Annotated in this window: 26 protein-coding genes and 1 pseudogene; 18 read left to right on the top strand and 9 right to left on the bottom strand. The window is 63.8% G+C overall.

Features of this window, described 5'->3' with window-relative positions:
• Positions 1-94 precede the first annotated feature (94 nt).
• The 5 genes from hsaA (at position 95) to A5634_RS03795 (ending at position 4,375) form a co-directional block, all read left to right on the top strand.
• Positions 95-1,279, top strand: coding sequence for a 3-hydroxy-9,10-secoandrosta-1,3,5(10)-triene-9,17-dione monooxygenase oxygenase subunit (gene hsaA / locus A5634_RS03775; protein ID WP_065142748.1), 1,185 nt, complete (start codon positions 95-97; stop codon positions 1,277-1,279).
• Positions 1,279-2,157 (top strand): 4,5:9,10-diseco-3-hydroxy-5,9,17-trioxoandrosta-1(10),2-diene-4-oate hydrolase, encoded by an 879-nt coding sequence (gene hsaD / locus A5634_RS03780; RefSeq protein WP_065142749.1) that lies wholly within the window; start codon positions 1,279-1,281, stop codon positions 2,155-2,157. Before hsaA ends, hsaD begins: the two co-directional genes overlap by 1 nt.
• Positions 2,154-3,056, top strand: a complete 903-nt coding sequence (hsaC, locus tag A5634_RS03785; RefSeq protein WP_065142750.1) for an iron-dependent extradiol dioxygenase HsaC — start codon at positions 2,154-2,156, stop codon at positions 3,054-3,056. Before hsaD ends, hsaC begins: the two co-directional genes overlap by 4 nt.
• A 2-nt stretch (positions 3,057-3,058) precedes the next feature.
• Positions 3,059-3,625, top strand: coding sequence for a 3-hydroxy-9,10-secoandrosta-1,3,5(10)-triene-9,17-dione monooxygenase reductase subunit (gene hsaB / locus A5634_RS03790; RefSeq protein WP_065142751.1), 567 nt, complete (start codon positions 3,059-3,061; stop codon positions 3,623-3,625).
• A 141-nt stretch (positions 3,626-3,766) separates the two neighbouring features.
• A complete protein-coding gene (locus tag A5634_RS03795; RefSeq protein WP_065142752.1) occupies positions 3,767-4,375 on the top strand; it encodes a hypothetical protein in 609 nt (202 codons plus the stop codon).
• Between the two features lie 8 nt (positions 4,376-4,383).
• Here the strand turns inward: A5634_RS03795 and A5634_RS03800 are convergent, their stop codons facing one another.
• The gene (locus tag A5634_RS03800; protein WP_065142753.1) at positions 4,384-6,135 is read right to left on the bottom strand and encodes a GMC oxidoreductase; all 1,752 of its coding nucleotides are present in this window, start codon (positions 6,133-6,135) and stop codon (positions 4,384-4,386) included.
• Positions 6,136-6,458: 323 nt separating this feature from the next.
• Here A5634_RS03800 and A5634_RS03805 point away from each other — a divergent pair, with 323 nt between their 5' ends.
• The 9 genes from A5634_RS03805 to A5634_RS03845 are packed head-to-tail and all read left to right on the top strand — an operon-like array spanning position 6,459 to position 14,916.
• Positions 6,459-7,337 (top strand): MlaE family ABC transporter permease, encoded by an 879-nt coding sequence (locus tag A5634_RS03805; RefSeq protein ID WP_081290180.1) that lies wholly within the window; start codon positions 6,459-6,461, stop codon positions 7,335-7,337.
• On the top strand, positions 7,337-8,209 hold the full coding sequence (locus tag A5634_RS03810) for an MlaE family ABC transporter permease (RefSeq protein WP_065142754.1): 873 nt from the start codon (positions 7,337-7,339) through the stop codon (positions 8,207-8,209). Before A5634_RS03805 ends, A5634_RS03810 begins: the two co-directional genes overlap by 1 nt.
• Positions 8,210-8,212: 3 nt before the next feature.
• A complete protein-coding gene (locus tag A5634_RS03815) occupies positions 8,213-9,172 on the top strand; it encodes an MlaD family protein (protein ID WP_065142755.1) in 960 nt (319 codons plus the stop codon).
• A complete protein-coding gene (locus A5634_RS03820; protein WP_065142756.1) occupies positions 9,169-10,185 on the top strand; it encodes an MlaD family protein in 1,017 nt (338 codons plus the stop codon). Before A5634_RS03815 ends, A5634_RS03820 begins: the two co-directional genes overlap by 4 nt.
• The gene (locus tag A5634_RS03825; RefSeq protein ID WP_065142757.1) at positions 10,185-11,195 is read left to right on the top strand and encodes an MlaD family protein; all 1,011 of its coding nucleotides are present in this window, start codon (positions 10,185-10,187) and stop codon (positions 11,193-11,195) included. Before A5634_RS03820 ends, A5634_RS03825 begins: the two co-directional genes overlap by 1 nt.
• A 1-nt stretch (position 11,196) precedes the next feature.
• Positions 11,197-12,330 carry an MlaD family protein gene (locus A5634_RS03830; RefSeq protein WP_065142758.1) on the top strand — a complete coding sequence of 378 codons (1,134 nt, stop codon included), beginning with the start codon at positions 11,197-11,199 and terminating at the stop codon, positions 12,328-12,330.
• Complete coding sequence (locus A5634_RS03835; protein ID WP_065142759.1) at positions 12,327-13,331, top strand: MlaD family protein; 1,005 nt, start codon at positions 12,327-12,329, stop codon at positions 13,329-13,331. The genes A5634_RS03830 and A5634_RS03835 overlap by 4 nt, the downstream gene beginning before the upstream one ends.
• Positions 13,328-14,293, top strand: a complete 966-nt coding sequence (locus A5634_RS03840) for an MlaD family protein (RefSeq protein WP_065142760.1) — start codon at positions 13,328-13,330, stop codon at positions 14,291-14,293. The genes A5634_RS03835 and A5634_RS03840 overlap by 4 nt, the downstream gene beginning before the upstream one ends.
• Complete coding sequence (locus A5634_RS03845; RefSeq protein ID WP_065142761.1) at positions 14,290-14,916, top strand: hypothetical protein; 627 nt, start codon at positions 14,290-14,292, stop codon at positions 14,914-14,916. Before A5634_RS03840 ends, A5634_RS03845 begins: the two co-directional genes overlap by 4 nt.
• Before the next feature lie 274 nt (positions 14,917-15,190).
• On the opposite strand, the gene A5634_RS03850 is transcribed toward A5634_RS03845, so the two are convergent.
• Positions 15,191-15,643 (bottom strand): hypothetical protein, encoded by a 453-nt coding sequence (locus tag A5634_RS03850; protein WP_065142775.1) that lies wholly within the window; start codon positions 15,641-15,643, stop codon positions 15,191-15,193.
• A 99-nt stretch (positions 15,644-15,742) separates the two neighbouring features.
• Here A5634_RS03850 and A5634_RS03855 point away from each other — a divergent pair, with 99 nt between their 5' ends.
• Positions 15,743-16,588: an arylamine N-acetyltransferase family protein gene (locus tag A5634_RS03855; protein WP_065142762.1), complete on the top strand. Its 846-nt coding sequence runs from the start codon at positions 15,743-15,745 to the stop codon at positions 16,586-16,588.
• Here the strand turns inward: A5634_RS03855 and A5634_RS03860 are convergent.
• Genes A5634_RS03860 through fadD3 form a run of 5 tightly spaced genes read right to left on the bottom strand, consistent with a single transcriptional unit; the run spans position 16,553 to position 22,271 of the window.
• Positions 16,553-17,719 carry a pyridoxal phosphate-dependent aminotransferase gene (locus A5634_RS03860; RefSeq protein WP_065142763.1) on the bottom strand — a complete coding sequence of 389 codons (1,167 nt, stop codon included), beginning with the start codon at positions 17,717-17,719 and terminating at the stop codon, positions 16,553-16,555. The genes A5634_RS03855 and A5634_RS03860 overlap by 36 nt on opposite strands.
• The gene (gene ipdE2 / locus A5634_RS03865; protein ID WP_065142764.1) at positions 17,716-18,666 is read right to left on the bottom strand and encodes an acyl-CoA dehydrogenase IpdE2; all 951 of its coding nucleotides are present in this window, start codon (positions 18,664-18,666) and stop codon (positions 17,716-17,718) included. The genes A5634_RS03860 and ipdE2 overlap by 4 nt, the downstream gene beginning before the upstream one ends.
• Positions 18,663-19,595: an acyl-CoA dehydrogenase family protein gene (locus A5634_RS03870; protein ID WP_065142765.1), complete on the bottom strand. Its 933-nt coding sequence runs from the start codon at positions 19,593-19,595 to the stop codon at positions 18,663-18,665. The genes ipdE2 and A5634_RS03870 overlap by 4 nt, the downstream gene beginning before the upstream one ends.
• A complete protein-coding gene (locus tag A5634_RS03875; protein ID WP_065142766.1) occupies positions 19,595-20,740 on the bottom strand; it encodes an acyl-CoA dehydrogenase family protein in 1,146 nt (381 codons plus the stop codon). The genes A5634_RS03870 and A5634_RS03875 overlap by 1 nt, the downstream gene beginning before the upstream one ends.
• Position 20,741: 1 nt before the next feature.
• Positions 20,742-22,271 (bottom strand): 3-((3aS,4S,7aS)-7a-methyl-1,5-dioxo-octahydro-1H-inden-4-yl)propanoate--CoA ligase FadD3, encoded by a 1,530-nt coding sequence (gene fadD3, locus A5634_RS03880; RefSeq protein ID WP_065142767.1) that lies wholly within the window; start codon positions 22,269-22,271, stop codon positions 20,742-20,744.
• Positions 22,272-22,351: 80 nt separating this feature from the next.
• Here fadD3 and ipdE1 point away from each other — a divergent pair, with 80 nt between their 5' ends.
• On the top strand, positions 22,352-23,500 hold the full coding sequence (ipdE1, locus tag A5634_RS03885; RefSeq protein WP_065142768.1) for an acyl-CoA dehydrogenase IpdE1: 1,149 nt from the start codon (positions 22,352-22,354) through the stop codon (positions 23,498-23,500).
• A complete protein-coding gene (ipdF, locus tag A5634_RS03890) occupies positions 23,497-24,285 on the top strand; it encodes a (5R,7aS)-5-hydroxy-7a-methyl-1-oxo-2,3,5,6,7,7a-hexahydro-1H-indene-carboxyl-CoA reductase (RefSeq protein ID WP_065142769.1) in 789 nt (262 codons plus the stop codon). Before ipdE1 ends, ipdF begins: the two co-directional genes overlap by 4 nt.
• Positions 24,286-24,293: 8 nt before the next feature.
• Here ipdF and A5634_RS03895 read toward each other — a convergent pair whose 3' ends face one another.
• Positions 24,294-25,931: a PPE family protein gene (locus tag A5634_RS03895; RefSeq protein ID WP_065142770.1), complete on the bottom strand. Its 1,638-nt coding sequence runs from the start codon at positions 25,929-25,931 to the stop codon at positions 24,294-24,296.
• 573 nt (positions 25,932-26,504) lie between these two features.
• Between A5634_RS03895 and A5634_RS27990 the strand changes: the two genes are divergently transcribed.
• On the top strand, positions 26,505-26,645 hold the full coding sequence (locus A5634_RS27990) for a hypothetical protein (RefSeq protein WP_155769342.1): 141 nt from the start codon (positions 26,505-26,507) through the stop codon (positions 26,643-26,645).
• On the opposite strand, the pseudogene A5634_RS03900 reads toward A5634_RS27990, so the two are convergent.
• Positions 26,608-26,896: pseudogene (locus tag A5634_RS03900) on the bottom strand (DUF4878 domain-containing protein); the annotation flags it as partial. The gene A5634_RS27990 and the pseudogene A5634_RS03900 sit on opposite strands and share 38 nt — an antisense overlap.

The following is a 26,896-nucleotide window of genomic DNA, read 5'->3' on the forward strand; positions in this document are numbered from 1 at the left end:
CCTGCTCGACACAAATCGGAACGTGTTCTAGTCTTTGTTTAAGTCGAAATCGGTTCTCGCTAGCTCTGTCCGCTCTCCCAGGAGGCAAACGTAAGTGACCACCATTCAACAGCGTGATGCGCAGTCGGTCTTAGCTGCCATCGATGATCTGCTGCCGCGGATCCGCGAGCGCGCGCAGGCCACTGAGGACCGCCGCCGCCTGCTCGACGAGACGGTCCAGGATCTGGAAGACGTGGGATTCTTCACCTTGCTGCAGCCCGAGCAGTGGGGCGGGCTGCAATGCGACCCCGCTTTGTTCTACGAGGCGACTAGGCGGCTGGCCAGCGCGTGCGGTTCCACCGGCTGGGTCAGCTCCATCATTGGCGTGCACAACTGGCACCTGGCGCTGTTTGACCAGCAGGCCCAGGAAGAGGTGTGGGGCGAGGACACCAAGACGCGCATCTCGTCGTCATACGCCCCGATGGGTGCCGGCGTCGTGGTCGACGGCGGTTATTTGGTGAACGGTTCCTGGAACTGGTCGTCCGGCTGCGACCACGCCACCTGGGCCTTCCTCGGCGGACCGGTCATCAAGGACGGGCGCCCGGTGGACTTCGGCAGCTTCTTGATTCCTCGCAGCGAGTACCGCATCGACGATGTCTGGCACGTGGTCGGGTTGCGCGGAACCGGCAGCAACACCGTCGTCGTCAAGGACGTCTTCGTGCCCCGGCACCGGTTCCTGTCCTACAAGGCGATGAACGACGGCACCGCCGGCGGATATCAGACCAACACCGCTCCGGTGTACAAAATGCCCTGGGGCACAATGCATCCCACGACCATTTCGGCTCCGATCGTCGGCATGGCTTATGGCGCATACGACGCGCACGTCGAGCACCAGGGCAAGCGGGTGCGCGCCGCGTTCGCCGGCGAGAAGGCCAAGGACGACCCGTTCGCCAAGGTGCGCATCGCCGAGGCGGCCAGTGATATCGATGCGGCATGGCGTCAACTGAGTGGCAACGTCGCCGATGAATACGCGTTGCTTTCCGCGGGCAAGGAGATCCCGTTCGATCTGCGCGCCCGGGCCCGCCGTGACCAGGTGCGCGCCACCGGTCGCGCGATCGCGTCGATCGACCGGCTGTTCGAAGCATCCGGTGCCACCGCGCTGGCCAACGACGCACCGGTGCAACGCTTTTGGCGTGACGCGCATGCGGGTCGGGTGCACGCCGCCAATGACCCGGAGCGGGCGTACGTGATCTTTGGTAACAACGAGTTCGGGTTGCCGCCCGGCGACACGATGGTCTGATGACGGCGCCGACTGAAGAGATCACCTTCGAATCCACCTCGCGCTATGCGGAAGTGGACGTTGACGGCCCGCTGAAGTTGCACTACCACGAGGCCGGTATCGGCAACGCACCGACGGTGGTGCTGTTGCACGGCGGTGGCCCCGGCGCGTCGAGTTGGACGAACTTCTCCCGCAATATCGCCGTGCTGGCCCAGCGGTTTCACGTACTGGCCGTCGATCAGCCCGGCTACGGCCACTCCGACAAACGCGCCGAACATGGGCAGTTCAACCACTATGCGGCCAGGGCGCTCAAGGGGCTGTTCGACCAGTTGGGGCTGGGACGCGTTCCGCTGGTGGGCAATTCGCTTGGTGGCGGCACCGCGGTGCGGTTCGCGTTGGACTATCCCGACCTGGCCGGCAAGCTGGTGCTGATGGGGCCCGGCGGATTGAGTGTCAACCTGTTCGCACCCGATCCCACCGAAGGTGTGAAGCGACTCGGCAAGTTCTCCATGCAACCCACCCGGGAAAATCTCGAGGCGTTCCTGCGGGTCATGGTCTATGACCAGAAGCTGATTACTGCGGAGTTGGTCGACCAGCGGTTCGAGCTGGCCAGCACGCCCGAGTCGTTGACGGCCACCAAGGCGATGGGAATGTCGTTCGCCGGGGCGGACTTTGAGCTCGGCATGATGTGGCGCGAAGTGTACAAACTGCGCCAGCCGGTGTTGCTGATCTGGGGCCGAGAGGATCGGGTCAACCCGCTCGACGGCGCGCTGGTGGCATTGAAGACCATTCCTCGGGCCCAGTTGCACGTGTTCGGGCAGTGCGGGCATTGGGCTCAGGTGGAGAAGTTCGACGAATTCAACACGCTGACAAGTGATTTCTTAGGAGGTGCGAGATGAGTATCCGGTCACTGGGCTATCTGCGCATCGAGGCCACCGACATGGCCGCCTGGCGCGAGTACGGCCTCAAGGTGCTCGGCATGGTCGAAGGTAAGGGCAATACCGAGGGCGCGTTATACCTGCGGATGGACGACTTTCCGGCGCGACTGGTCATCGTGCCCGGCGAGCAGGACCGGCTCGCCGAGGCGGGCTTCGAATGTGCCAATTCCGAAGGGCTGCAGGAAATTCGGGAGCGGTTAGACGTGGAGGGCACTCCTTACAAGGAGGCCACCGCCGCCGAACTCGCGGACCGTCGGGTCGACGAGATGATCCGGTTCTCCGACCCGTCCGGCAACTGCTTGGAGGTTTTCCACGGCGTCGCGCTCGAGCACCGTCGGGTGGTGAGCCCGTACGGGCACAGGTTCGTTACCGGCGAACAGGGATTGGGCCACGTCGTGTTGTCCACCAAGGATGACGCCGAATCATTGCATTTCTACCGGGATGTGCTCGGCTTCAAGTTGCGTGACTCGATGCGCCTGCCGCCGCAGATCGTGGGCCGGCCCGCAGACGGGGCGCCGGCGTGGCTGCGGTTCTTCGGTTGCAACCCGCGCCATCACAGCCTGGCTTTCATGCCGGCACCGACGCCCTCGGGCATCGTGCATTTGATGGTCGAGGTCGAGAACGCCGACGACGTCGGACTTTGTCTGGACCGCGCGCTGCGCAAGAAGGTGCCGATGTCGGCCACGCTGGGCCGGCACGTCAACGACCTCATGCTGTCCTTCTACATGAAGACACCCGGTGGCTTCGACGTCGAATTCGGTTGCGAGGGAAGACAGGTCGCTGACGGGGACTGGATCGCCCGGGAAAGCACCGCGGTGAGTCTGTGGGGTCACGACTTCTCCATCGGCTTCAAGAGCTAGCAGTGGCCGCAGCGCCGATCGATCCGCGCGCGTTCCGCAGCGTGCTCGGCCAGTTCTGCACGGGGATCACCATCATTACCACGGTGCATGACGGCGTGCCGATCGGCTTTGCCTGCCAGTCGTTCGCGGCACTGTCGCTGGATCCGCCACTGGTGCTGTTCTGTCCGACCAAGGTCTCCCGGTCCTGGCAGGCGATCGAGGCCAGTGGGCGCTTCGCTGTCAACGTACTGACCGAGAGTCAGAAGCACGTCTCGGCGCGTTTCGGATCCAAGGAGCCGGACAAGTTCGCCGGAATCGATTGGCACCCTTCGGAACTCGGATCACCGATCATCGACGGGTCATTGGCCTACATCGACTGCACGGTGGCGTCTGTGCACGACGGTGGCGACCACTTCGTGGTGTTCGGCGCGGTCAGCTCGCTCTCGGAGGTACCCAAGATCAAGCCCCGGCCGCTGCTGTTCTATCGCGGCTCCTATACCGGCATCGAGCCGGACAAGACCACTCCTGCCCAGTGGCGCGACGATCTGGAAGCGTTCCTGACCACCACCACCGACGACACCTGGCTGTAAGCGGATTGTCAAATTACTTGACGCCCGGCGTCGAATAAATAAAAAGACTGTCAATTATTCGTTCGTAAAAGTTGTTCCCATTTCTTTGTGGCGGGGCTAACATCTGGCCGATACAATCCCGACCACAGATAAGGGCGACAAATGTCAATTGAAGCGACGGAGTCCCGGGTCTCCGAGCTCAGAGAGCGCGCGGCAGCCGAAGAAGCCTGGCAATGGATCGTCGACCTGAAAGAACAGGCGAAGTCGAACAGCGCCGCCGCCGAGGCCGAACTCGACGCGATCTTCCGAAACGGCACCGCGCCCGACAGCTTGGACGGCCCGACCGACGGCATTTTGGTAATGACAACCACCAATCCGGTGGTCGACGCCGCCGTCCGCTTTGTCACCAATTTGTGGATGCCGTGGCAGGGGAAGCGGTTCGACTTGGCGGCCGGCAGCGGCGATAACCGGATGACCTCGAACGCCAAGCTTCCATCGAAGTTGCTGTGGCCGCTGTACAAAATGAAGGACGCGGCAGACGGCAAGCTCGCCTTCGACTTCAAGACCTACCGAGACGCCGGCAAGCTTGACCCGGATGTCCAGGTGATGGTCATCGACTACGCGGACGTCAAGGAGAACCCCTACGTCATCATCCGTAGCATCCGCGACGAACTGGTCGAGGTGGTGCCGGGCACCTATCTCGGCAAGATCCTGTTCCGGCTGCCCCGCGATCACTACGAGATGATCGGGTTCTTCGCGCTGCGCACCTAGCGTGTCGGCTAGACCCGGTCGTCGCCTTCGACGGCCGGGTCGTAGCCGGGCAGACCTAGCTCTTCTCTGAGCAGTTTGGCGGTCCGTTCGGCGAACATCGAGATGGTCAGGAACGGGTTGACGCCGATCGCGCGCGGGATCACCGACCCGTCGCAGACGTAGAGCCCGTCGTAGGTGCCGCCGTTCGGTGCGAACACCCGCCCTGCGTGGTCGACCACCCCCGCGTCGACGTTGTCCGCGGTAGTGCAACCGCCCATCGGGTGCGCGGTGATCAGGTGTTTGCCCAGGAATCGCTTGTCCCATCGCGGGTTCTTGATATAGGTGCCCCCGATGGCCTCGACCGCCGGGCGCATGACGGCGTCGACGTCTTTGTAGACCCGCTCGGTGGGTGCGCCGGGCCAGTCGATCCGGACGGTGCCGTTCTTGCGGAGCACCAGTTCGCCGTCGGAGTTGTCGTGCACCATGATCAGGAACCCGAGCGAGTGGTTCATTGCCCCGTCGGTGTTGAACGCGATGTCGCGGCGCCACCGGTCCAGCTTGGCCTTGCGGTAGTCGCGGTAGCTGGTGGCGGCTAGCCCCATCAACCCGAACCGGAAGCTGTCGGTGAGCGCGCGCGGCAGCGAGAGATCCTGCACGGTGAAACGTTTGCGCAGGTCGGACTGGTCGGCACCGAACCGCATCGCGGCCGTGATGCTGGGTCCGCAGGCCAACAGGGAACGCGGCGGCCCGTCTGTGGTCGCCCAGGTTTGCGTGTCGGTCTGCATGTCGGTGTTGTAGGCGATGCCGAAGTTATCGCCATTGCCGCTGAAGTTCTTGCCCAACCGCGTTGACAGGTCCAACCCGGCCTGACTGGACCGCAGCAGGATGCCGTTGCTGCCCAGCGTGCCCGCGGATACCACGACACGACGGGCGATGACCGCGATCTCGGCACCCTTGTCGCCATTGGCTTTGGCTGTTCGCCGGCCGATGACGCGCCAGCGGCCGTCGTCGGTCGGCTCGACGCGAAGCGCCTCGATGCCCGCGAACAGCTCGACCCCGAAGTGTGCGGCCATCGGGAGGTAGTTGGTCATCAGGGTGTTTTTCGATCCGGTGTTGTCTCCGGTCCCGTCGCCGCCGTGGTTCGGGCAGGACCGGCGCTGCACGCCGTACTTGGTGACGCGGTCCTCGGTGCTGACAGTGATGTTCAGCAGTTGCAGTTGGGCGCCCGCGTTCTTGGCGATCTGGGTGAACGCTTCGACGCGGCGCAGCGGCACGTTCTCGGCGTAGGGCACCGCGCCGAGCATGCGCCGGGCGCGGGTGTAGAACTCCTCGAGTCCCCCGACACCCTCCCCGTGCTGCTCCACCAACCGCTGGAATTCTTTGGGCCAGGACGCCAGGAAGACCTCCCGATCAGGAACGATGGCCACGTTGAAGTTGATCAGCGAGGTACCGCCGAGTCCGTTTGCGTGGATGACGTCGATGGTCTTGAACCGCTCGAGTTCAATCAGGCCGAGTGGGTTCACCGGTGACCGCAACTGGGCAGCCGCCGCCTTTTCCGACTCGGGGAAGGTGCCGGTCGGGTGTTCGGCGCCGCGCTCGAAGACCGCGATGTTCAGGGGCTGCCCGCCGGTCTGGGCGTTTCGGGCATTGGCCACACCGAGCCGGGCGGCGGTGATGGCGCCGCCGTAGCCAGAACCGAGGATGACGACGTCGTATTCGCTGCGCAACGCTTCCAGCGGTGTTGCCAGCGCTTTTGCGGTGTCCAGGGCTGGTCTTGCCATGACGGCAACCTCCAGGGTCAGGGCCGGTTTCTAAGACGGTAAATGTGTAGCGCAGCCTAAACCCGGATATGCCCCCTTTACCACGGTTCACCGGAAATTGCCCGGAAAATTCTGCGTGTTTTACTCCGCGCCTTTTTCGTGCGCTAAATCGTCGGACTGTAAATGCCTTTTACATTTGGCATTCTGCGTGTCTTGTCCACCCGCTTTACAAGCTGAAATAAATAACGATTGGGCCTCGCTTTAATAACGCTCGGTGTTGTACTGTGCGAACTCACGCAACAGCGTCCACCAATTCCAAGCGCGTATGTGATCGAGGATTCGCCATGTCGTTTTCGTCTGCCCGCCCGGCGGTCCGGGTCGGTTCACGACAAGGCACGGTTCGCCTCGGTGGCGCGGTCAAGAAGGTGGGCCAGCGCGCCGTGCGCAAGACGGACGGCTCCCTGCAGACATTGGGCCGATTCTTCGAGCTGACGGCGCAGTCCACCAGCTACCTGATCACTGATTTGGTCCGGCTGCGACATCCCTGGCGGGACACGCTGAACCAGGCATCGTTCATCGTCAGTGTCACCGCCATTCCGGCGCTGCTGATTTCGGTCCCGTTCGGAGTCATCGTCGCGGTGCAGGTCGGCAGCCTCATCCAGCAGGTGGGGGCGACGTCAATCTCTGGTGCGGCCGGTGGTCTGGGCGTCATCCGGCAGGCTGCTCCGATCGTGGCCGCGCTGCTGCTGGGTGGCGCGGCGGGCGCGGCGGTCACCACCGACCTGGGTGCCCGCAGCATCCGCGACGAGGTCGACGCGCTGCGCGTGATGGGTATCGACCCGGTGCAGCGCCTGGTCACGCCCCGACTGGCGGCGATGATCCTGGTGGCACCGTTGTTGTGCGTCTTCATCATCTTCATGGGGTTGTCCGCCGGTTATGTCATCAACGTCGGCTTTCAGTCCGGCACACCGGGCAGCTACATCGCCTCGTTTGGGTCTTTCGCCACCACCGCCGATCTCGGTGTCGCGTTGCTCAAGACCTGGCTCTTCGGCGTGATCGTCACGTTGATCTCGTGCCAGCGCGGCCTGGAAGCCAGGGGTGGTCCACGTGGGGTGGCCGACGCGGTCAACGCATCCGTGGTCCTCGGCGTGGTCGCGGTCTTCTTCCTCAATTTGGTGATCACCGAACTCGTCACCATGTTCATGCCGACGAAGGTGGGCTGATGGCCACCCCGTCGAAGTACGTCCCCCATGGACTGGCCACCGCGGTCCGGCTGCCGCTGGCCGTAACCAATCGCGGCCTTTCGTTTTTTGAGCGGCTCGGTCACCAGGCCAGTTTCCTGGCCGTAGCCGTCGGCGCGGTACCCCGGACCATCGGACGTTACCGCCGCCACATTGGCACCATCCTGGTCGACATGATCTGGGGCAACGGCTCTTTCATCGTCGGCGGCGGAACGGTCGGTGTGCTGGCCTTCATGGGTGCCGCGATCGGAGCTTCGGTCGGCATCGAAGGGTATGCCGCGTTGGACATGGTCGGTATGGGACCGCTGACTGGCTTCATTTCCGCGTACGCAAACACCCGCGAGATGGCGCCGATGATCGCGGCGATCGGGTTCGGAGCTCAGGCCGGCACCAGGATGACCGCCGAAATCGGCGCCATGCGAATCTCCGAGGAGATCGATGCGCTTGAGGTACAGGGCATTCCGTCGATTCCCTACGTCGTGACCCCGCGCGTTATCGCGAGCATCATCACGATCATTCCGCTCTACCTGATGGCGTTGGTGCTGAGCTACCTGTTCTGCTCGCTGGTGGTCAACGTTGTGCACCGCCAGTCATCGGGCACCTACTACCACTACTTCGACGCGTTCATCCAGCCGTCAGACGTGGTGCTCTCGGTGCTCAAGGCAGCGATCTTCGTGCTGCTGATCGTGGCAATCCATTGCTACGAGGGCTATTACGCCGGAGGCGGTCCCGAGGGTGTAGGCCACGCTTCGGGGCGGGCGATCCGGGCCAGCCTGATCTCCGTCGTCATTGCCGACATGGTGCTCACCCTGGTGTTCTGGGGCAACAATCCCGGTCTTCGGTTGTCGGGATAGCAGATGACCAGTTCACGTGCATTGCGTATCCGGGGTCTGATCGTCGCCGGAATGCTCGCCGTCGTCGCGATATTGCTCTACCAGACGGCCGAAGGCGTCTACGACGACACTTTTAAGCTGACCGTCGTCGCTAACACGATCGGCGAAGGCTTGGCACCCGGCGCCGAGGTCAAGTTCCACGGTCTGGCCATCGGTTCGGTGAAAGAACTCGAATCGGTCGGGTACAACAGACAGCGGATGACGGTGGTGCTCGACTCCAACCAGGCCAGGGCGTTGACCACCGACACCAAAGCCAGATTCACCTCGTCCAACGTATTCGGCACGGCCGCAGTCGAACTGGTCAGCGACGGCAACGGGCCACCGTTACGGTCCAACCAGACGTTGGTAATGAGTGCCGACGTACAGGCTGCGTCGATCACCGGACTGCTCCGCCAGGGTCAGAAGCTGAGTCGCAGCTTCGACAACCCGGAATTCGAGCACGTGATCGAAGTGCTACGCAGACATGCCGACATCGTTGAACCACTGGCACGGGCTGGCTCGGATCTGGCCAGGATCATCGCTGATACGAAGACGATGCCTGTCGCACAATCGCTTTCGGTCCTGGCGTCATTCGTCAGCGGACTGGGTGACGCGCTTCCAGTCGTCGACCTGGCCACCAACCTGCTCGACGGGCTGACCCCGCTGGTGACGCCGGGCGCTGTCGATCGCACCGATCTGGTGTTTGCCCAGACGGGTCAGCTGTTAGTCGACGTTGGTCAGATCTCCGCGCAACACAGCACCTGGATCGTGTCGTTGGTCAACGCGATCATGAATGTCGGTGTCCCGGCGTCGTTCGCTGCCGGCAGCTTGGCGCCCGCCTATGACCGACTGTCCGCTCTGCTGGATCGGACCGACGGCGCTTTCGTCGTCGTCGACGGTCAGGTCAAACTGCGCACCGAAGTCACTTTGGAGCCGTCGCGATGAGAAACCTTGCCAAGCCGTTGTTTTGGTTGACGACCTTCACCACGGTGGCGACGGTGTGCGCGATCCTGCTGCTGACCGCGTTGCGAAGTCCGGTCAACGGACCCGTGTCGCACTACACGGCGACGTTCACCGACGTTTCCGGCCTGGACGTGGGCAACGACGTCCGCATCTCCGGAGTGCAGGTCGGCAAGGTGGCGGCCATCCGGTTGAACGGCCGCACCGCGCAGGTCGAGTTCACCGCCCTGGATCGGCATCTGTTGTATCGCAACACAATTGCGGCGGTTCGTTATCAGAACCTGCTGGGGCAGCGTTATGTCGAACTGGTCCAACCGGGCGCGGCGGGGGGACGGGCGGGTGAACGACTGCCCGCCGGCTCCACCATTCCGGTCGGGCAGACGGTGCCGTCGTTTGACATCACCAAGCTATTCAACGGCTTTCGGCCCGTCTTTCAGACCTTGGATGCCGCGCAGCTCAATCGGTTCGGTGAGAACCTGCTGCGACTTATCCAGGGAGACGACACCGGAATAGGCCCGGTGCTACGCGATCTCGATGCCATCTCTAAGTATGCCGTCAACCGCCAGGCCGTGATCACCGTCCTGTTGCGCAATCTCGGCGAGTTGTCCCAGGATCTCGGCGGCAAGTCGCGCCAACTGTTCAATCTGATCGGGGCGCTCAACGATGCCCTGGCGACCTTTACCTCCAAAGCCGAGGAGTTCCGGACTTCCATCGACATCGAACTGCCGATGATGCGCAGCCTGGTGCGGATCCTGCAAACCGCGGAACACGGCTTCGATGCATCGACTTCCCCGTTATACGGCCTGGCCACCCGGATGTTCCCGCAGACGCCGACCGTGATCGCCGGGTTGTCGTTGACCCCCGCCCTGATCCAGAGCCTGCGCGACTCCGTGGTCGACGACGAGCGGCCCGCCTTCAGCTGCTCGAACGGCGAAGTACACCTGCCCGGAATCGGGGAAGTGTCTTTCGCGCAACAGGATTTGGTGGTGTGCAGGTAATGGCCTTCCGGCTGCAGAACCGTCGAGTGCTCGACGACCGTGCCGAAGCGACCCGCAGTCGCCGCCTCGGCATCGTCGGCGTCTTTGCGATTGTGGTCGCGCTGGTCACCACCGGGGTGGCCTATGTGAACCCGACTGGACAGGCCAGCTATACGGCGCACTCAAGCACATCTGGCGGTGTGCGTACCGGCGACGAAGTACGCATCGCCGGCGTCTCGGTTGGGAAGGTCACCGGCGTTCGGTTGAAACGAACCCTGGTAGAAGTGACTTTCGAGGTGGACCGGGCGGTGGGGATCGGCTCGGACTCGACTGTGGAAATCCGGTTGCTGACCCCGTTAGGTGGCCACTACCTGGCTCTGGACCCACAAGGCCGGACACCGCTGGGCCGCAACGTGATTCCTCCGCAGCGGGTCAAGACACCTTTCGAAGGCAACGACATCATCCAGACGGTGACCCCGTTCATCCGAGACGTCAACGGGCAGCTCATCCACGACACTTTCACCGAACTCGCTAACGCCACTAACAAGTATCCGAACGCGCTACGCGAAATCCTGCAGTCCGCCCAGGGTCTGACCGGATCGCTGAGCAAGATGAGCGGGGATTTCCACCGGGGGTTGGATTTCGTCAACGATGCCAGTAGCGCATTCGCCTCCGGACGACAGCAATTGACGGCGTTGATCGAGCAGTTCGCGTTGGTCGGCCAGCGCTATACTTCGAAATCCGTTGACATCATCGAGTTTTTCACGCTGCTCGGCGAACTGACTCGCATCATCGACCGGCTCATGGTCTTCTACCACCGTGAGTTGGCGCCGTCGATCAACGGGATCGACGACATCGTCACGGCCCTGGTGGCACACCCGGAACGGGTCGGAAAGGCCAGCGAGGGACTGACTCAGATCGTAAACGTGCTGTTACCGATGCTGCAGGGAAAGGGCATCGTTGTCGACCAGAGCAACAGGGTGGTGCAGGTGCCGAACATCTGTCTGCCGAACATGGTGAGGCAGTGCTGATATGAAGAGAAAGTCGACCTGGATCGGGGTTGCGGTGGCTGCTGTGGTCGCGTTGGCGCTGACGGTGGCGGTGACGGGCGCCAAGGTTATTACACCCATCGACAAATCAATGTGCGCCGAGTTCAGCGACGCGGTCGGTCTCTATCCCGGGAACAAGGTGCAGTTGCTCGGCATTGATGTGGGCTCGGTAACCGCGATCGCCAACAAGCCTGATTATGTCCAAGTTGACTTTACGGTGCCGAGCGACTTGGACCTGCCGGCCGATGTCGGCGCACTCACCTATTCCCAGTCGATCGTCGCTGACCGGCACGTCGAGCTCACCAAGCCCTACGCCGGCGGCCCGAAATTCTCGGGCCCGCAGTGCATCAAACTGGTCTCTACCAAGACCCCGATCAGTGTTAGTCAAACCTTCTCTGCCGTCGACAAACTGGCCGGCGCGATCTTGGGAACCGAATCGGGCCAGGATCCAATGCGGGCGCCGGGCGCCGAGGCGATCAATCAGAGCCTGGCCGCATTGAGCCACTCACTGGAGGGCACTGGACCCGGCATCAACCAAACGCTGCGCGATCTGGTCACGTTGATCGGTGACCCGAACCATGCCGACACCGACTATCGCAATCTGCTGGCCAACAGCGAGATCCTTACTTCGGAACTGCTGCAGCACTGGGACACCGTCGCTACCGTGCTCCAGACACTGCCCGAAAGCTTGCGGATGATCGAAGGCTTGTCGACCGGGTTCGGTGTGGCCCTAAGCCATCTGTCCCACGCGTTACCGCTGCTGGTCGAGGCCTTGAACCGGTTTGCGCCCCGGGCGTACAACAACATCGGCGACAAACTGGTCCCGTGGCTGCGCGATGTGCTGACCGCTTACACCCCGCAAATCGTCGGCCTGATCAATGCGCTACCGCCAGTGACCAATTGGGTTGCGTCGCAGTATCAACCGGACTGGGGCTCGCACAACGTGACATACCTGCCGCCGCAGGTGCGCGCCGTCGCACCAGCACAGGCCAGCGCCATCTGCGATGTTCTACAACAACGCAACATCCCGGGCGCCGCGGCGGCGTGCGCACCCGGTGCCTCCTCCGATGCGATCACGTTCGGCTTGACCGACCTGCTGCTGGGAGCGGCGTCATGATCCGACGCGTGCTGCTCGGCGTGCTGCTGGCGATCTCCGTCCTCGCGAGTGGCTGTTCGCTCGACCCAACTCGCCTGACCGTGCCCGGAGCATACGTGCCAAATGACAAGTACACCATCAAGATCGAGTTCTCTAGCGTGCTGAACCTGCCCGCGCGGGCCAAGGTCGACTTGGGTGGTGTCCAGGTAGGCGTCTTGGACCGGGTGCAATTGGTGGGCAGCACGGCGGTCGCCTACGTCGAGGTCAACCGGAATGTCAAGGTGCCGCAGAATACCCGCGCCGAGCTACGACAGGCAACGGTGTTGGGCGACATCTACATTGCGCTGCTGCCATCGGAGAGCCCCACTGCCGCTACGCTGCACGAGGGCGACACGATACCGCTGCGCAACACTGTCCCGGCCGACAATGTCGAAGACATTCTGCGCTCGGTGTCGACCCTGGTGTCCGGCGGGTCGCTCAACACACTTGAAGAGTCGGTGGTCAACTTCAATAACGCCTTCTCCAAGGATCCTGCCGAGCTGGACCGGATGCGTCAGAAGCTGGCCGGCATGCTTCACGACCTGGCGGCCAACCAAGACAAGCTTGACGAAATCCTCAGCAGCACTGAGCGGGTCAGCAACGGCCTGGTGTCGGACACCGCGGCCTTCGACCGGCTGATCAACGAGGGCCCGGTCCGGCTCAGGGCGATGTCGGCGGTGTTGCCCGGTATCGTCCACCTGCTGGTGTGCGCACAGGATCTCGGCCGCTACGGCGGCGAACTGTTGGTGCCGAACACCCCCGACTTGCTGCAGATGTTGTCCTACATCACGCCGACGGTGCAGACCATTGCTTCTGCTGATGTGACCCTGCCGGCCATGGCTGACAAGTTGGTCGCGCTGATCCGCGACAAGCTCATCCCGTTCTACAGCAGCGGCGGTCCCAGACTGAGCGTGTCGGCGAGCCCGGGAACGCGCGCGGACGAGGCGATTTCGACGATGCGGACGATGGGTATGCTGCCATGAAGTTCAATGCCGGTGTCACCGCAGTGATCCTGACGCTGGTGACGTTGCTCGGTGCGGGTTATCTGACATTCGGCGTGCTCGACTTCGAGCCCACCGCACAGCCCACCCGGATCACGTTGCTACTGGACAACTCCGGCGGGTTGATGCCCACTTCGCAGGTGACAATGCGGGGTATTCAAGTAGGTAAAGTGACCGGGATTCGGACCAGCGCTGGTGGATTAAAGGTTTCGATCGAACTCAACCGGGATCACTCGATTCCAGCCAACAGCGCGATCAGCATTCAGAACCTATCCCTCGTTGGAGAGCAGTACATCGATTTCCAGCCGAAACACATTGCGCCACCGTATTTCAACGACGGAACGGTGATTCCAGCGGATCGGGTTGCTACTGCCGTCACCGTGAGCGACCTGCTCAACAAGGCCAACGCGCTGCTGTCGGTGCTAAACCCCACCTACGTCAACAACATCGTCGGCAACATCTCGCAAGCATTCGCCGACAACGATGCCGCCATCGACTCGTTGGCCGAGACTGCGGGCGCGGCAGCGCGGATGGAGCGGGAAAACAAGCAGGTGCTTGCCACGCTCTTCGGCAACCTGGCGCTCCTGACCGACCACATCAGTGAGCAGGACGTCGGCGGGGTACTCGCCAGAAGCGGAAAGCTGCTGCCCGGTTCGATTCTGGCGTTGGCCAAGCTTACCCACGAGGTCGACGAGTACGCGCACGCCGGTGACGGCGCTTTCGCTCCAGGAGCACCGATCCCCACGCTGGTGGCAAACCTCAGGGGATACCTCGACATGTTGGCAGGACCACTGAGCACCTTCGCCGCGGCATTGGAGCCGGCGACCGCGCCGCTGCGCGGATTCAAGGTGGACGCAGGACATTTCGTCGATATATGGGCCTCGACCTTCAGCGACGCGGGCGGAGTTCGCGTGCAGGTGACCGTTCCGGAAGGACATCAATGAGTACAGACACTTTGATTGACGAGATAGTCGAGGACGACGAAACCACGGTCGAGGAGGTGCGGCAAAAACCGTTGCGCCGGCTACGGTTCGCCCTGCTTGCGGTTTTGGTCCTCCTGGTGGCCGGTTGGTTCGGGTTCGACAAGTACCGCAGTGTGGCCGGTGAGCTCGCCGCACTGCGGCAGACCGAATCCGACCGCCAGGCCGCTGCCGGGCTCGCCAAGGATTACGCGCTGAAGTCGTTGACCTATACCTTCGAGGATCCCGACGCCTTCTTCCGCTCGGTCGAGGACGGAGTTTCGCAGGCGCTCAAGGACAAGTACGTCAACGCCACTGAACTGCTCAAGGGCATCATGACCCAGGCACAGGTCACGTCCTCGGGTGAAGTGCTCGCCACCGACGCGGTGGCCCAACCCGGTCAAGTCTATCAAGTGGTGGTGTCCGCCGCGCAGACCACCCGCAACCTGCAGAACCCAAAGTCGCGGGTGTCGTTAATCCTGCTGCAGGTCACCGTAAACAAGGTCGGCGACAAGTGGCAGGTCTCCGATATCGGCCCAAAGACGGGCAGCCATCCCAGCCCGGACTCATTGGTACCGCCCGGACCTGGCACCGGCCCGGGTCGCTAAGTTTTTCGGGCACAACGGACGCGGGACGCCGTTGAGCAGCTTCGTGGTCGCTCCGCAGGTATATGCGCACATGCCCGGCTCCGAGCGACAAAGTTTCCTGTCGCTGAGAGCCGGGCAGATGTGCTGTCTCCTTAGTGGCGTCGCCGGTCTCCGGGAGCATATGCCCGCGTGCCCGACTCTGAGCGACAAAGTTTCCTGTCGCGCAGAGCCGGGCAACCAATGCAGTGTCTCTGGCGCCGGGGCGTTCGCGCCGGGGCGGGCCGTTCCCAATCGGCTAGCGCTGAGTACGCGCGGATTCCCTGCCCCGTTCGTTGCCCCAAGCCTCTTCCTGCATGCCTGCATCGTCGCGAGTCTGGGACTGGTCGGTCTTCGCGACTCCGGCGCTCGGGTCGAGATCGTCGGCGCGACGCCACTGCTCGTCGAGCTGCTCGCGGGAGCTTGCCGCCTCGGTCTGGTGTGCGGCAGCACGGTCTTGCAGGCGGGCAGCCTCCGCAGCCTTCGCCTCGGCTTCGGCTTGAGCGGCCCGCGCCCGCGCGGCCGTCTCTTCGGCGAGGGCTTCGCGGCGTTCCACCCGGCTCGACTCCAACCTGGCCTGCTCACGAATCTCTTCGGCCTGCCGGACCTGGCGGCGACGCTTTGCCTTGGTGGACAACACAATCAAGGCAACAATCAACGCGACTGCCACGAGTGCGGCAATCACAATCCAGACGATAGTTGTGGTACTCATGGCGAGCTCCATCGATAGATCGGTTTAAGTGGCTTTGACACCAGTGGGTAAGGAGTCCCCCTGTTTGACAAAACTAAAACAACCCGGGCCTGGGGGAGAATGTCTGATGTGGACCTGACCGCTTATTTCGACCGCATCGGTTATCGCGGCCCTGCCGACCCGACATTGGCTGTCCTTCAGGACTTGATAACAGCCCATACGCAGGCGATTCCGTTCGAGAACCTCGACCCGTTCCTGGGCGTGCCGGTGGCCGATCTGGGCGCGCCGGCGCTGACCGAGAAGCTGGTTCATCGGCGCCGGGGCGGGTACTGCTACGAACAGAACGGGTTGATGGGCTACGTGCTCGCCGAACTCGGTTACCGCGTGCGCCGATTGGCCGGCCGGGTGGTCTGGATGTCCCCTCCCGGCGCGCCGGCGCCGGCGCAGACCCATACCGTGCTCGCGGTGACATTCCCGGGCTGCGCAGGCCCATATCTCGTCGACGTCGGCTTCGGCGGGCAGACGCCAACCTCGCCGTTGCGCCTACTCACCGGTGGCGTCCAGCAGACCGCCCATGAGCCGTATCGGCTCGAAGACCGCGGGGACGGATTGGTATTGCAAGCGCAGGTCCGCGACGAGTGGCAGCCGCTGTACGAATTCACCACCCAGACCACGCCGCAGATCGATCTGATCGTCGGTAGTTGGTACGTCTCGACATTTCCGGCCTCCCACTTTGTCACCGGCCTGATGGCGGCCGCGGTCACCGCGGAAGGCCGGATGAACCTGGCCGGGCGCACCCTATCCATCCATCGGGCCGACGGGAGCGAAAAGATACAGCTCGACAGTGGGGCCGCCGTAGTCGACACGCTGAGTGGATCTTTCGGTATCAACGTGCCCGACCGTGACGCGCTCGAAGCGCGCATCGACGAACTAGCGACCCGGCAACCAATCGCTGATACGGCCTAGCGCCGCTTCGATGTCGCTGGTCGGCCCGGCAAAGGACAGCCGGACGAACGAATCGCCTTGGGCGGGGTCAAAGTCGATGCCCGGCGCGATCGCAACACCAGTGTCGGACAACAGGTTTGAGCAAAAATCCAGTGAATCGGAAGTGAAGTCGGAGACGTCGGCGTAGACGTAGAATGCGCCGTCGGTCGGTGCCAGTCGGTCGATGCCGATTTGGCGCAGGCCGTCGAGCAGCAACGTGCGGTTGACGGAGTAGTGCTGCAGGTTCGCCTCGGACTCGGCGATCGATTCCGCACTGAACGCCGAGACCGCCGCGATCTGCGACAGCACTGGCGGGCAGATAGTGAAGTTGCCGGTGAGGCGGTCCACCGCCCGTCGCAGCTCCTGCGGCAGCACCAGCCAACCCAGCCGCCAACCCGTCATCGCGAAGTATTTCGAAAAGCTGTTGACGATCACCGCGTTTCGTGACGTCTGCCATGCGCAGCTGGTCTGCGGAGCTCCGTCGTAGACCAGTCCGTGGTAGACCTCGTCGCTGATCAGCCGCACCCCGGTGGCGTCGCACCACGATGCGATCGCCGCCAATTCCGCTGGCGGTATGACGGTCCCGGTGGGATTGGCCGGACTTGCGACGACGACACCTTTGATCGGTGGGTCCAGTTCGGCGAGCATGCGGGCCGTGGGCTGGAATCGGGTCTCCGGGCCGCAGGGGATCTCGACCACCTCGCACCCCAACGCCGACAGGATATTTCGGTAGCACGGATAGCCGGGGCTGGCCATCGCCACCCGGTCGCCGACGTCGAAGCACGCCAGGAACGCCAACAAGAACCCGCCCGAAGATCCCGTGGTGATCACCACCGCGTCGGGTTCGACCGAAATGCCGTGCTGGCGTTGGTAATCCTCGGCAATCACCGTCCGCAACTCCGGAATGCCCAGCGCCACGGTGTAGCCCAGTTGGTTCAAATGCAGTGCTGCCGCGGCGGCCGCCCGCACCGGTTCCGGGGCTCCCACGCTGGGCTGGCCGGCCGACAGGTTCACCAGGTCGCCGTGGGTACGCTGGCGCTCCGCGGCAGCCAACCACACATCCATCACATAAAACGGTGGGATGCCGGCACGCAGTGCGACGTGATGGGTCACTTGGTTTGCAACACCTGAGTTTCCAGCCGGCGCAGCACGTCTCGTGTTGTGTCGAGCAACTGCGCACTGCCGTGGGCACGCTTGAAGTACAGGTGCATGTCGTGTTCCCAAGTGATCGCGATGCCACCGTGCAGTTGGATACCCTCGGCCGCAACGGTATTGAGCGCCTCGGTGGCGGCCAGTCGTGCGGTTGCGGCGTTGATGGGCGTCGGGTCGATGCATGCGTCGTCGACGACGGCGCGAGCCGCGGCGATCGCGACATACAGGTCGGCCATCCGATGCTTGAGCGCCTGGAAACTGCCGATCGGCCGGCCGAATTGCACTCGGCTCTTGGTGTATTCGACGGTCAGGTCCAAGCAGCGTTCTGCCGCTCCGATCTGCTCGGCCGCCAGCAGCACTGCCGCGATATCGGCCAGTCCCGGGTCGTCGCCCAACGGCGAGGTGCCCTTCGGCTGGACACGGGCCAGCCGGCGGGTGAGGTCCATGGTGACGACGGGTTCGCTGCTGAACTCGGTCCAGCGGGTCAGCTGACCGCCGTCGGCGGCAACGACGACGTCGGCGACGTCACCGTTGACGACATAGTCGGGGTCGAAAACCAGCGCACCAATGGAGGTGCCTTCGGCGAGTGCTTCCAGCGTCTGCGCATCGGGCTCCGGGGCGGCCAGCAGCGCGAGCTCGGCAAGCGTGGTACCCAGCAAGGGCGAGGGGACCAATGCCCGACCCAACTCCCGCAAGACCGTTGCGGCGTCGGCCAATTCGCCGCCGGCCCCGCCCAGCTCCTCGGGAACCACCAGGGCCGCTGCGCCGACCTGTTCACACAGCAGTTGCCACAGCGACTCGTCGTAACCGCGTTCAGACTCGATCGCCGCACGCACCGCCGCCGGACCGGCATGCTTGGTTACCAGCGAAGCCACGGTCTCTCGCAGCATCTCCCGTTCTTCGGTCACAGCGCCTCCAGTACCCTGCGTCGATGCGATTCCGGTGTGCCCCAGGCCGATCTCAGTGCCTGCACCCGAAGCAGCAACAACGACAGGTCGTGCTCTTGAGTGAAGCCGATCGCACCGTGGGTCTGCAACGCCGACCGGGCGGCCAGCAGACCCGCCTCACTGGCCGCGACCTTGGCCGCGCTCACGTCGCGGGATTCCAGCGTCAATGCCGCCCCGTAGACCAGTGGTCGGGCCAACTCGATCGCTATGTGCACATCGGCGAGCTTGTGCTTGATCGCCTGGTAAGAGCCGATCACCCGGCCGAATTGCGTGCGCTGCTTGGCGTAATCGACGCTGCCGGCCAACAGCGCCTCGGCCGCTCCGATCAGCTGCGCCGCGGTGGCCAGCGCGCCGAACTCGTAGGCGCGCTGGATGTCGGCAGGCCAGGAGTCACCGGATGCCGTCACGTCGAAAAGGCGACGGCTGGGATCGACCGATTCGTGCCCGTCCCCGGGATCAGCTGCGCTGACCTCCCGTCCGGCCAACAGGACCAGCCCAGCCGTCTCGGCGTCCACGGCCCGCGGAACCTCTGGCGGCAGTGCGACGGTGGCAATCAGTTCCCCGGAAGCCAGACCGGCACTGCGTTCGTCGTCTGCGAGCAGAATCGGTGCAACGGCGATCGATTCGGTGACGGGTCCGGGCACGCACCAGCGCCCGAGACGCTCGCACGCGACCACCAGATCCACCGGCGACGCCTCGATCCCGTCGTAGCGCTCCGGCACGATCAGTGCGGTGACGCCGAGGTTGGTCAGTTGCTCCCACACCTTGAGCCCGGGTGCGGTATCGCCCGCAGCCCAGGCGCGCACAGTGCCGGGTAGATCCGCGGCTGCCAGGGCCGCGTCGATGCTGGCAGCGAAGTCCCGCTGCTGTTCGTCGATGGCGAATTCCATTAGCGCTTCACTCCGGTCTTTTCTCTGGGCAGACCCAGCAGCCGTTCGGAGATGATGTTTCGCTGAATCTCGTTGGTGCCGGCATAGATTGGGCCGCCCAGCGCAAACAGCAGACCTTCGGTCCAGGGTCCGGCCAGCTCGCCGTCGGCGCCGCGGATATCGAGCGCGGTTTGGTGCAGTTCGACGTCGAGGTCGGACCAGAACACTTTGGTGACCGACGATTCGGCGCCCAGTTCGCCGCCGGCGGCCAGCCGGGTGACGGTGCCGAATGTCTGCAGCCGGTAGGCCTGGGCCTTGATCCAGCCGTCGGCGACGCGCTCGGCGAATTCGGGCGGCGACCCGCTGTCTTTCCACAGTTGCACCAACCGTTCGGCCGCGGCCAGGAAGCGGGCCGGGCTGCGCAGCGACATTCCCCGCTCATTGCTCGAGGTGCTCATGGCCGCGCGCCAGCCGTCGTTCGGCGCGCCGATCACGTCCTCGTCGGGCACGAAGACGTCGTCGAGAAAGATTTCGCCGAAACCGGTGTCGCCGCCGAGTTGAACGATCGGCCGGACCGTGATGCCGTTGGCCTTCAAGTCGAACATGAAGTACGTCAACCCGTTGTGCCGCTGCGATTGCGGGTCCGAGCGGAACAAACCGAAGCCCATCTCGGCGAACGGCGCTCGCGAACTCCAGATCTTCTGCCCGTTGAGCAGCCAGCCGCCGTCGGTCTGGGTCGCGGTGGACCGCAGCGACGCCAGGTCGCTGCCGGACTCCGGCTCCGACCACGCCTGGGCCCAGATCTGTTCGCCACGCGCCATTTTCGGCAGGATGCGGTCTAGTTGTTCTTCGGTGCCATGTGCGAACAGCGTTGGTGCCAGCATCGAAGTGCCGTTCGCGCTGGCCCGACCCGGGGCGCCGGCGCGGAAGTATTCCTCTTCGTAGACCAGCCAGTGCAGTAGCGGCGCATCGCGGCCACCGTACTTCTTCGGCCAGTTGATCACCGACAGGCCCGCGTCAAACAACACCATGTCCCAAATACGGTGCTGCGCAAAACCTTCCGCGTTATCGTAGGACTTCGTCGGGATATGATCTCGATTGGCCGCCAGGAACTCACGTACCTCGGCCTGGAAAGCCAGCGTCTCTTCGTCTAGGTTCAGGTCCAATTCAAGCCAACTCTCGCAGTTGTGGTTTGACCACCTTGCCGCCCGCATTGCGCGGCAACTCCTCGACGAACCGCACCGAGCGTGGTGCCTTGAAGTTCGCCAGATGTTCACGGGTATAAGCGATTACCGCGGCTTCGTCCAGCTCGACGCCGGGCCGGGGCACCACGAACGCGCGGCCGACTTCGCCGAGTCGCTCGTCGGGAACGCCGATCACCGCGGCGTCGGCGATCCCGTCCAGTCGGGCCAGTACCTGCTCAATCTCGGCGGGATACACGTTGAAGCCGCCGCAGATGTACATGTCTTTGAGGCGGTCGGTGATGCGCAGGTTGCCGGCATCGTCGACGACTCCGATGTCGCCGGTGTGCAGCCAGCCCTCGGAATTTATCGCTGCCGCAGTGGCTTTCGGGTCATCGAGGTAGCCCAGCATGACATTAGGGCCCCTTAACAACACTTCGCCGGTTTCGTTGATGCGCAGTTCGAAGTCGGCGAACGGACGCCCGCAGGTGGTCGCCACCGTCACCGCGTCGTCCTCGGGTCGGCACGCGGTGCCCATGCCGTTGGCCTCGGTAAGGCCGTAGGCGGTCAGCACGATGTCGATGTCGAGCTCGGACTGCATGCGCTCCACCAGCACGACCGGTACGGTTGCCGCGCCGGTGACCGCGAACCGCAGCGAACTCAGGTCATAGTCGCCGCGGGCCGGATGATCGAGCAGGCTCTGGTAGATGGTGGGCGGTCCGGGCAGGACGGTAATGCGGTGCTGCTCGATCGCTTGCAGTGTCCGCAACGGGTCGAAGGTGAGGTGCGGGATCAGTGTGGCGCCGGTCTGCAGGCAAGCCAGGATGCCGGCCTTGTAGCCGAAGTTGTGGAAGAACGGGTTGATGCAGAGGTAGCGGTCGTCGCTGGTGATCTTGCCGTTGGCGGCCCACGCCGCCGAGGCCGCCAACGACTGCCGGTGCGCGCACAGCACGCCTTTGCTGCGCCCGGTGGTGCCGGAGGTGAACAGGATGTCGCTGACGTCATCGGGACTGACGGCGGCGGCACGTCTGCCGGCAATTTGGCGGGCTTCGGGGTCGTCGCCTCGGGCTATGAACTCATCCCAGGTGCCGTCGTCCTCGTCGACCGGAATCCGGACGATGTGGTTCAGGGCGGGTAGGGCGGCGCGGTCCAGGCCGGCTGCCCGGTCGGTGCCGAGGAACCGGCCCGCGGCAAACAGCACCGGAGCCTCGGTGCGCGCGATCACGTCGGCGGCCTCGGTGGCGGTGTAGCGCGTGTTGAGCGGCACTATAGCCGCGCCGACGTGGTGAATGGCCAGGCAGGCGACGACCCAGTGCCAGGTGTTCGGCGACCAGATGGCCACGCGGTGTTTTGGCTCGACGCCGAGGGTGACCAGCGCGGCGGCGGCCCGATGGACCTCGTCGCGCAGGGCCGCGGCGGTGAAGCTGCGGTCGTCGGTCATCAGAGCGGCGTGGCCGGTGTGCAGTTGCGCAAAACGATCCAGCGCCGCGGGAACGGTGCGGGGATCGTCGGTCACGGGGATGCTCCTGTGTCGAAGGCCGGCCATCCTCAAGCCAGGCTAACAAAGCAAGTGCTTGGTAGGTTAGCCTACAGGTTATGCAGGACGTCGAAGAGTTCCGGGCGGAGGTCCGCGGTTGGCTCGCCGACAATCTGGTCGGTGAATTCGCAGCACTGAAGGGTCTTGGCGGCCCTGGGCGCGAGCACGAGGCCTTCGAGGAACGCCGGGCTTGGAACCAGCACCTGGCCAAGGCGGGGCTGACCTGCCTGGGCTGGCCGGTCGAGCACGGCGGGCGTGGGCTCTCGGTTGCACACCGGGTGGCGTTCTACGAGGAGTACGCCCTGGCCGACGCCCCGGACAAGGTCAACCATTTCGGTGAAGAACTGCTCGGCCCGACGCTGATCGCGTTCGGCACCCCGGAACAGCAGCAGCGCTTCCTGCCGCGCATTCTCGACGTCACCGAGCTGTGGTGCCAAGGCTATTCGGAGCCTGGTGCCGGCAGCGACCTGGCCAATGTCGCGACCACCGCCGAACTCGACGGCGACCAGTGGGTCATCAACGGTCAGAAGGTGTGGACTTCGTTGGCGCACTGGTCGCAGTGGTGCTTCGTGGTCGCACGCACCGAGAAGGGCTCCAAGCGCCACGCTGGGCTGTCGTATCTGCTTGTGCCACTTGACCAACCGGGAGTCGAGGTGCGCCCGATCGTGCAGATCACCGGCACCGCGGAATTCAACGAGGTGTTCTTCGACGATGCCCGAACCGACGCATCGCTGGTAGTCGGCCAGCCCGGCGACGGATGGCGAGTCGCCATGGGCACACTGACCTTCGAGCGCGGCGTCTCCACCCTGGGCCAGCAGATCGTCTATGCCCGTGAGCTTTCCAACCTGGCATCGCTTGCGCAGCGCACCGGCGCGGCTGACGATCCGTTCATTCGAGAGCGGCTGACCCGGGCTTGGGCCGGCCTTCGAGCAATGCGGTCGTATGCGCTGGCCACCATGGATGTTGAACAGCCCGGCCAGGACAACGTGTCAAAACTGTTGTGGGCCAACTGGCATCGCAGCTTGGGTGAGCTGGCCATGGATGTGATCGGCAAGTCGGGGCTGGGCCTGACTGACGGCGAATTCGACGAGTGGCAGCGGCTGTACCTGTTCACCCGAGCCGACACGATCTACGGCGGCTCCAACGAAATCCAGCGCAACATCATCGCCGAGCGGGTGCTCGGTTTGCCGAGGGAGGTTAAAGGGTGAGCTTGTCCGAAGCGCCCAAAGAGATTGCTGGGCACGGCCTTCTGGAAGGCAAGGTCGTCGTGGTGACCGCTGCTGCGGGCACCGGAATTGGCTCATCCACCGCGCGGCGCGCCCTGGCCGAGGGCGCCGATGTGCTGGTATCCGACCACCATGAACGCCGGTTGGTCGAAACCGCCGCGGAGCTTTCCGCTTTGGGACAGGGCCGGGTGGAGCACGTCGTGTGCGACGTGACATCCACCGCGCAGGTCGACGCGCTGATCTCTACCGCGACAGCCCGATTCGGCCGTTTGGACGCGCTCGTCAACAACGCCGGACTGGGCGGTCAGACGCCGGTGGCGGACATGACCGACGAAGAATGGGACCGGGTGCTGGATGTTTCGTTGACGTCGGTGTTCCGGGCCACCCGCGCTGCCTTGAGGTACTTCCGCGACGCGCCGCACGGCGGGGTGATCGTCAACAACGCCAGCGTGCTGGGCTGGCGTGCCCAACACTCGCAGTCGCACTATGCGGCGGCCAAGGCCGGCGTGATGGCGTTAACCCGTTGCAGCGCAATCGAAGCCGCCGAATACGGGGTGCGGATCAACGCCGTGTCGCCCAGCATCGCCCGGCACAAGTTCCTGGATAAGACGTCCTCTTCCGAACTGTTGGACCGCCTCTCGGCGGGCGAGGCTTTCGGCCGCGCCGCCGAGCCGTGGGAAGTGGCCGCCACCATCGCGTTTTTGGCCAGTGATTACTCGAGTTATCTGACCGGCGAAGTGATTTCGGTATCCAGTCAGCATCCTTAAGGCTGGTCTCAGCCGAACAGCCTGCTCAGGCTCAGGATTCCCGACGAAAGAATGCCGGCATTCAGGAAGCCCGAATTAAAGCCGCTGACTACGGCGTCGCCGGGCTCGGGGCTCACGACCGCCGGGATGCCGAAGTTGAAGAATCCGGAGCTGTTGCCGACTACCTCCGCGGTGCCGCCCGCGGTGTTCCCGACCCCGGAAAGCCGGCCATCCGGGCCGGAATTGAAGAAGCCCGATACGCCGTCGCCGGTGTTGAAGAAGCCGGAGTTGGTGGCGCCGCTGTCGGTGACCGCCCCAAAGCCGGTGTTCACACTGCCCGAATTCCACAGTCCGGTATTGGTGTCGCCCGAATTTCCGCCGCCGGTGTTGACGAAGCCGGAGTTGTCCCAACCGCTGTTCCAGCTGCCACCGTTTCCGAAGCCGGTGTTGAGCATGCCCCCGTTGCCGAAGCCGGTGTTCGTGCTGCCACCGTTGCCGATACCGGTGTTGCCGAACGCAGCGTTGAACAAGCCGACGTTGTCGATACCCGAGTTGCCCACGCCCAGATTGTTCAACCTGCCGTAGATGAATTCGCTCGTACCGGAATTGAAGAGACCGACGTTGCCGTCGCCGGAGTTGAAGAACCCGATATTGCCGTTGCCTGAGTTGAACAAGCCGATGTTGCCGTTGCCGGAGTTCAGGCCGGTAATGGTGAATTGGCCAGTCGTCTGGTTGTAGTAGGCATTGCCTATGCCGACCAGGTTGTCCCCGGTGAGGCCAAAGCCGATGTTGTTGGTGCCGGTGTTGCCACCGCCGAGGTTTCCGCTACCGCTGTTGCCGATACCCAAGTTGTTGTTGCCACTATTGCCGAAGCCGATGTTGTTGTCACCGTCGCCGGCGAACCGCAGCCCGTTGCCCAACCCGGCATTGCCGAAACCGATGTTGTTGTTGCCGAAATTGCCACCGCCCAGGTTTCCGCTGCCGACGTTGCCGCTGCCGATGTTGTGGCTGCCGGAGTTTCCGCCGCCCAGGTTGGAGCTGCCACCGTTGCCACTGCCTACGTTGCCAGCGCCGATGTTGCCGTTGCCCAGGTTGGCGTTGCCCCGATTGCCGAAGCCCAGGCTGGGCAAGGTTGAGATAATCTGTTGCAGCTCAGCGGGAACCGTGAACAACTGGGTGGCCGCCGCGGACGCGCCGGACCAATACCCCGTCATCGCCGAGACATCGGCCGCCCACATCTCCTCGTAAATGCTCTCGGCGGCCGCGATGGCCGGTGCGTTGAGTCCGAATAAATTCGAACGGACCAACTGCACGAAGGCATTTCGGTTGGCCTCGACCGCTAATGGGTGAACGGTCGCTGCCTGTGCCGCTTCGAACGCGCTCACCACCGCATTGGCCTGGGCGGCGGCGCCGGCCGCCCTAGTCGATGCAGTGTTTAGAAATCCGGCGTACGGCACTGCGGCGGCGGTCATCGCCGTTGCGGCCGGACCCTGCCATGCCTGATCGGTCAGGCCCGAAGTGACCGCCGCGAATGATGCTGCGGCCGTGCTCAATTCGTCGGCCAGCCCAGACCACGCGGCGGCAGCCTCAAGCATCGGCGCGGTACCCGCCCCGATGAACATGCGCAGCGAGTTGATCTCGGGCGGAAGCGCCACAAAGTTGACCACGTAAATCCCCCTGGTTGTTTGCGCTGAGCGCAGTGCGAGTCAATGCCGAATGTGGAGCCCCGAGATCCACGACACGCAGCATGCTACGTGCCGGGTGCGGCCCGCCGTGCCGGTTTCGTGAACAAAGTTAGATGTACTTAGTTCGGGATTTCGGTGTGCGCACGCTAGGCGCGGTGGCTGGTCGCTGACTAGCTCGGGCGGCAGGATTGGCGTCTAATTACCTCGCTGTGCTCGCCCAGGATCGGCGGGAGCTCGCTAGTCGGCCTGTCCCGGCACTGCGCGCCTGGCCATACCGGGCATTGATCGAACCGGAATTATCGCTGCTAGGAGGATGTTTTGACCGTCGGACCGGATGGGTGTCCCTGGGGGTATCAGCCAAATCCCCCTGTTCCGGGCTCGCCAGGCGCTACTTGGCCTGCTCAGCAGGGCCGGCCCGGTGGTTGGGATCAGAATGCGACGCTGGCCGCCCCACCCCAGCAGCATCCGTACGGGGCCTGGCCGCCAGGTCCGCCGTCGGGACCGAGGAACGCTCTCGGGCCGAATCGCCCCAATCGCAAGCCTCTCATTATCGGCATGAGCGTGCTTGCTGCCGCGGTGTTGGTAATTGTCGCCGTAGCGATTGTGTCGATCAGTGGCGATGAATCCCGCAGCGGCGGAGACATCGTGAAGGGCTACCTCAACGCGCTCGCCCAGGGCGATGCGGCGACAGCGTGACGTCGGATTCGGTCTCGCCGAATTTGGCCGCGACGTTCACGTACCCGAAGCCGAAGCCGTGCGTCGAATCATCAAGAATTCTGATGTTGGTGATGGGCCAGCGTGCGATTTGCCGTTTGAGGATCTCGTCGGACAGCAAGTCTTTCGAACCCGGCTGATCGGTGCTGTAACTCAACGCTGTCGCCGCATCGCCCTGGGCGAGCGCGTTGAGGTAGCCCTTCACGATGTCTCCGCCGCTGCGGGATTCATCG

The organism is Mycobacterium asiaticum, assembly GCF_001673365.1.
Taxonomy (GTDB): Bacteria; Actinomycetota; Actinomycetes; order Mycobacteriales; family Mycobacteriaceae; genus Mycobacterium; species Mycobacterium asiaticum_A.

Coding starts and splice junctions, on each gene's coding strand:
- hsaD (WP_065142749.1), top strand. CDS start 1,279: ATGACGGCGCCGACTGAAGAGATCACCTTCGAATCCACCTCGCGCTAT.
- A5634_RS03815 (WP_065142755.1), top strand. CDS start 8,213: ATGACCAGTTCACGTGCATTGCGTATCCGGGGTCTGATCGTCGCCGGA.
- A5634_RS03830 (WP_065142758.1), top strand. CDS start 11,197: ATGAAGAGAAAGTCGACCTGGATCGGGGTTGCGGTGGCTGCTGTGGTC.
- A5634_RS03800 (WP_065142753.1), bottom strand. CDS start 6,135: ATGGCAAGACCAGCCCTGGACACCGCAAAAGCGCTGGCAACACCGCTG.
- A5634_RS03810 (WP_065142754.1), top strand. CDS start 7,337: ATGGCCACCCCGTCGAAGTACGTCCCCCATGGACTGGCCACCGCGGTC.
- A5634_RS03820 (WP_065142756.1), top strand. CDS start 9,169: ATGAGAAACCTTGCCAAGCCGTTGTTTTGGTTGACGACCTTCACCACG.
- A5634_RS03855 (WP_065142762.1), top strand. CDS start 15,743: ATGTCTGATGTGGACCTGACCGCTTATTTCGACCGCATCGGTTATCGC.
- A5634_RS03805 (WP_081290180.1), top strand. CDS start 6,459: ATGTCGTTTTCGTCTGCCCGCCCGGCGGTCCGGGTCGGTTCACGACAA.
- A5634_RS03825 (WP_065142757.1), top strand. CDS start 10,185: ATGGCCTTCCGGCTGCAGAACCGTCGAGTGCTCGACGACCGTGCCGAA.
- A5634_RS03840 (WP_065142760.1), top strand. CDS start 13,328: ATGAAGTTCAATGCCGGTGTCACCGCAGTGATCCTGACGCTGGTGACG.
- A5634_RS03845 (WP_065142761.1), top strand. CDS start 14,290: ATGAGTACAGACACTTTGATTGACGAGATAGTCGAGGACGACGAAACC.
- A5634_RS03795 (WP_065142752.1), top strand. CDS start 3,767: ATGTCAATTGAAGCGACGGAGTCCCGGGTCTCCGAGCTCAGAGAGCGC.
- ipdE1 (WP_065142768.1), top strand. CDS start 22,352: ATGCAGGACGTCGAAGAGTTCCGGGCGGAGGTCCGCGGTTGGCTCGCC.
- A5634_RS03835 (WP_065142759.1), top strand. CDS start 12,327: ATGATCCGACGCGTGCTGCTCGGCGTGCTGCTGGCGATCTCCGTCCTC.
- A5634_RS27990 (WP_155769342.1), top strand. CDS start 26,505: ATGAGCGTGCTTGCTGCCGCGGTGTTGGTAATTGTCGCCGTAGCGATT.
- A5634_RS03870 (WP_065142765.1), bottom strand. CDS start 19,595: ATGGAATTCGCCATCGACGAACAGCAGCGGGACTTCGCTGCCAGCATC.
- A5634_RS03850 (WP_065142775.1), bottom strand. CDS start 15,643: ATGAGTACCACAACTATCGTCTGGATTGTGATTGCCGCACTCGTGGCA.
- hsaC (WP_065142750.1), top strand. CDS start 2,154: ATGAGTATCCGGTCACTGGGCTATCTGCGCATCGAGGCCACCGACATG.